Genomic DNA, 3,106 nt, shown 5'->3' with positions numbered 1-3,106 from the left:
GGTGATCTGCGTCGAGGAGTTCACCGTGAACGAAGTCGCCGGTGTACCACCAAAACTCACCCCGGTCGCACCCGTCAGATTCGTGCCCGTGAGCACGACGGTCGTCCCGCCCGCTACCGGACCGGCGTTCGGTGCGACGGCGGTCAGCGTGGGAACCGCAACATAGGTGAAGGAGACACCGTTACTGGTTCCACCCACGGTGGTGACGGTAACCGACACCGTCCCGACTGAATGGGCCGGCGCCACCGCGGTGATCTGCGTCGAGGAGTTCACCGTGAACGAAGTCGCCGGTGTACCACCAAAACTCACCCCGGTCGCACCCGTCAGATTCGTGCCCGTGAGCACAACCGTCGTCCCGCCCGCCACCGGACCGGCATTCGGGGCGATGGCCGTCAGCGTCGGCACCGCAACATAGGTGTAAGAGACACCGTTACTCGTTCCACCGGCTGTGGTGACGGTGACCGACACCGTCCCGGCCGACCCGGCGGGGGCGACGGCGGTGATCTTCGTCGACGAGTTGACGGTGAACGAAGTCGCCGGGGTGCCACCGAAATTCACCGCGGTCGCACCTGTCAGATTCGTGCCCGTGAGCACGACCGTGGTCCCGCCGGTCACTGGACCAGCGTTCGGCGCGATGGTGGTCAGTGTGGGAACCGCGACGTAGGTGAAGGAGACACCATTGCTGGTTCCACCCGCGGTGGTGACCTTGACCGACACCGTCCCGACGGAATGGGCCGGCGCCACCGCGGTGATCTGCGTCGAGGAGTTCACAGTGAACGAAGTCGCCGGTGTACCACCGAAACTCACCCCGGTCGCACCCGTCAGGTTCGTGCCGGTGAGCACGACCGTCGTCCCCCCGGCCGCCGACCCCGAAGCCGGACTGATGCTGGTCAAGGTAGGAACCCCAACATATGTGTAGGGCAGCGGGTTGCTCGTACCATCCAGCAGTGCCTCGACGGTGACGTTCACCGTGCCGGTTCCAGACGGAGCGATGGCCGTGATCTGGGTATTGGAGTCGATGGTGAATGTCGTTGCCGTCGTGCCGAACCGGACAGCCAACGGACCCACACCGCTGAACCCGGAGCCGGTGATGACTACAGAATTGAAACCCGCTGCAGGGCCGGACGAGGGTGTCAGCGAGGTGATAACAGGTGCCATTTCTTGCCTTCTAACCAGTGATAGTGAAATGGGTTGTCCCGCAGCAGCACAGGCCTGGATCGTGACACCGCTTATATCCAGTAACCCTCCAGCGCAGGCACTACGGCAATGAATCCCCGGTCCGTTTTCGTCCGGTTTGTATCCGTGTTCTGTTCGTCCGGTAGCTGTTCAGCGCGCTGGCTACCCGCGGCACCTGTTCCCCGAACTCGAGCCGACCGCCCCGACAGGAGATGCCCCACCGCCGCGGTATTCGATCTCAATACGCACGGGCCTGCCCGTATCGCCGAGTCGCTCGGAGCCCACCGAACTCAGTGAAAGTTTCGTCCCCGACATCGACGCGGCGCAGCTTGTGCGGCATGGTGCGGGCCGCATCGGCGATGATGTGCGCGTCACGAGCGTCGGTCTCAGGGGCAAAGCCGGGGACGTGGGGCTGCGGGGACGTCCTGCGGCCATTGCGGGGAATCGAACGCCTTCCCGCCCCAGCTGCACAGGGAAGCGACGACGTCGGCTGTGAAGCCGACATCCCACAGCAGGGCGGTGTAGTCGCTGCTGCCGGTGGCCAGGTGAGTCCTTGGTCGGTGAGCCACGTGAGGAAGTTGTCGGCCGCGGTGAGGTGGCGGCGCAGATTCGGATCCTGCTTGCGGGTGGGGTCCTCATCGCCGAGTCGTTGACGCAACCGCCAGAGGCGATGCCAGAAGAAGGTCGAAATCGGCCCGCCCGTACCTAGCCCCAGTACCAATCCCGTTGCGGTGACACGGAAATCGGTGCGATGGTGAGATGGAAAGTGGTCACGGTGGTCGATGCGGTTGCTGGTCTCGGTTTCGGGTTCTGACCGACCAGCGATGGGAATTGCTGGAACAGCTGCTACCGAGATCCTTGGGCCGAGTCGGCCGCGACTATGCCAACAACCGCCGCGTGGTCGAGGGGATGCTGTATCGGTTGCGGAGCGGGGTTCCCGGGCGGGATCTGGCGTAGGTGTTCGTTCCATGGCAGACGGTTCGGCACCCCAACAGTCACCGAACTATCCGATCCCGTACTGAGCGAACCATGGGACACCAACGACACCGAGGACTACCGCGCCTCGCTCGTATCTGCAGGCCCGCCGACCTAGCACCCTGCCGATCGTTGGCGCTCCTATGTTGGTGTGGCGCGGAAAGACCTGCCGCGGATGTCATGGAATACCGAAATCGTTGGCGGACACGGATTTCAGTCGATGGCGCCGCCATACCAGGTCGGAAGCGGGCGCGCCTCGATGGCGACCTGGTGGGCGGCCGCGGCAAGCAGTCGAGTGGAATCCAGTGTGGGTAAAGGGGATACGTCCGGCGTTACCAACAGCGGGATCTCGGTACAAACCAGGGCGACAGCGTCACAGCCCAGACCATGCAGGCGGTTGATGATATCGAGGTAGCGCTGCCGGGATGCGGCCGTGATCACTCCTGCGCACAGTTCGGTGAAGATGATGTCGTCGATCAAGCGGCGCTCGTCGGAGTCCGGGATCTCGGCGGCGATTCTCTTGGCCGCCAACACGCGCGGGTAGATCGGGCCGGTCATCGTGTACTTGGTACCCAGCACTGCGACCCGCCGATAACCTTCCGCGGCCGCATTCTCCGCGACGATTTCGGCGATGTGCAGACCCGGCAGAGCCAGGTCTTCGCCGTCATACTCCAGCGCCATATGCGCGGTGTTGTCGGGGCAGACGAAGAATTCGGCTCCGGCGTTGGCGAGGCGATCGATGCTGGTGGCCAAGGTCTTTCGAATCGCGCCGTGATCACCGGCCTCCCACGCGGGCATGCTGCGGCCCATCGCGATGCAATCCAGGGTCACATCCGCGTGCTCGTGTCTTCCGAGATCGCGGGCACCCTCCTGCGACAGCGTCCGCAAGCAGAGCGACGCGCCTTCGATACTGTGCGCCAAGATACCAACATGCCTCATCGCGCTGCTCCTTGCG

At 64.1% G+C, this 3,106-nt stretch carries 3 protein-coding genes and 1 pseudogene; 1 reads left to right on the top strand and 3 read right to left on the bottom strand.

All coding sequences use genetic code 11. The features are described from left to right. Nucleotides 1–1,158 (bottom strand): IPT/TIG domain-containing protein (locus tag ACFYOW_RS28760; protein WP_387293049.1); only part of this gene is annotated, 1,158 nt, incomplete at its 3' end. Nucleotides 1,159–1,453: 295 nt separating this feature from the next. Next, a pseudogene (locus tag ACFYOW_RS28755) lies at nt 1,454–1,579 on the bottom strand (transposase); the annotation flags it as partial. Nucleotides 1,580–1,935: 356 nt separating this feature from the next. On the opposite strand from ACFYOW_RS28755, the gene ACFYOW_RS28750 reads away from it, so the two are divergent. Further along, nucleotides 1,936–2,133, top strand: a complete 198-nt coding sequence (locus ACFYOW_RS28750) for a transposase (RefSeq protein ID WP_387293047.1) — start codon at nt 1,936–1,938, stop codon at nt 2,131–2,133. 231 nt (nt 2,134–2,364) lie between these two features. On the opposite strand, the gene ACFYOW_RS28745 is transcribed toward ACFYOW_RS28750, so the two are convergent. Beyond that, the gene (locus tag ACFYOW_RS28745; RefSeq protein WP_387293045.1) at nt 2,365–3,090 is read right to left on the bottom strand and encodes an aspartate/glutamate racemase family protein; all 726 of its coding nucleotides are present in this window, start codon (nt 3,088–3,090) and stop codon (nt 2,365–2,367) included. Nucleotides 3,091–3,106: the final 16 nt, after the last annotated feature.

The sequence above is a fragment of the Nocardia sp. NPDC006982 genome (assembly GCF_042869435.1).
Taxonomy (GTDB): Bacteria; Actinomycetota; Actinomycetes; order Mycobacteriales; family Mycobacteriaceae; genus Nocardia.
This window is presented reverse-complemented; position numbering and strand designations above follow the sequence as displayed.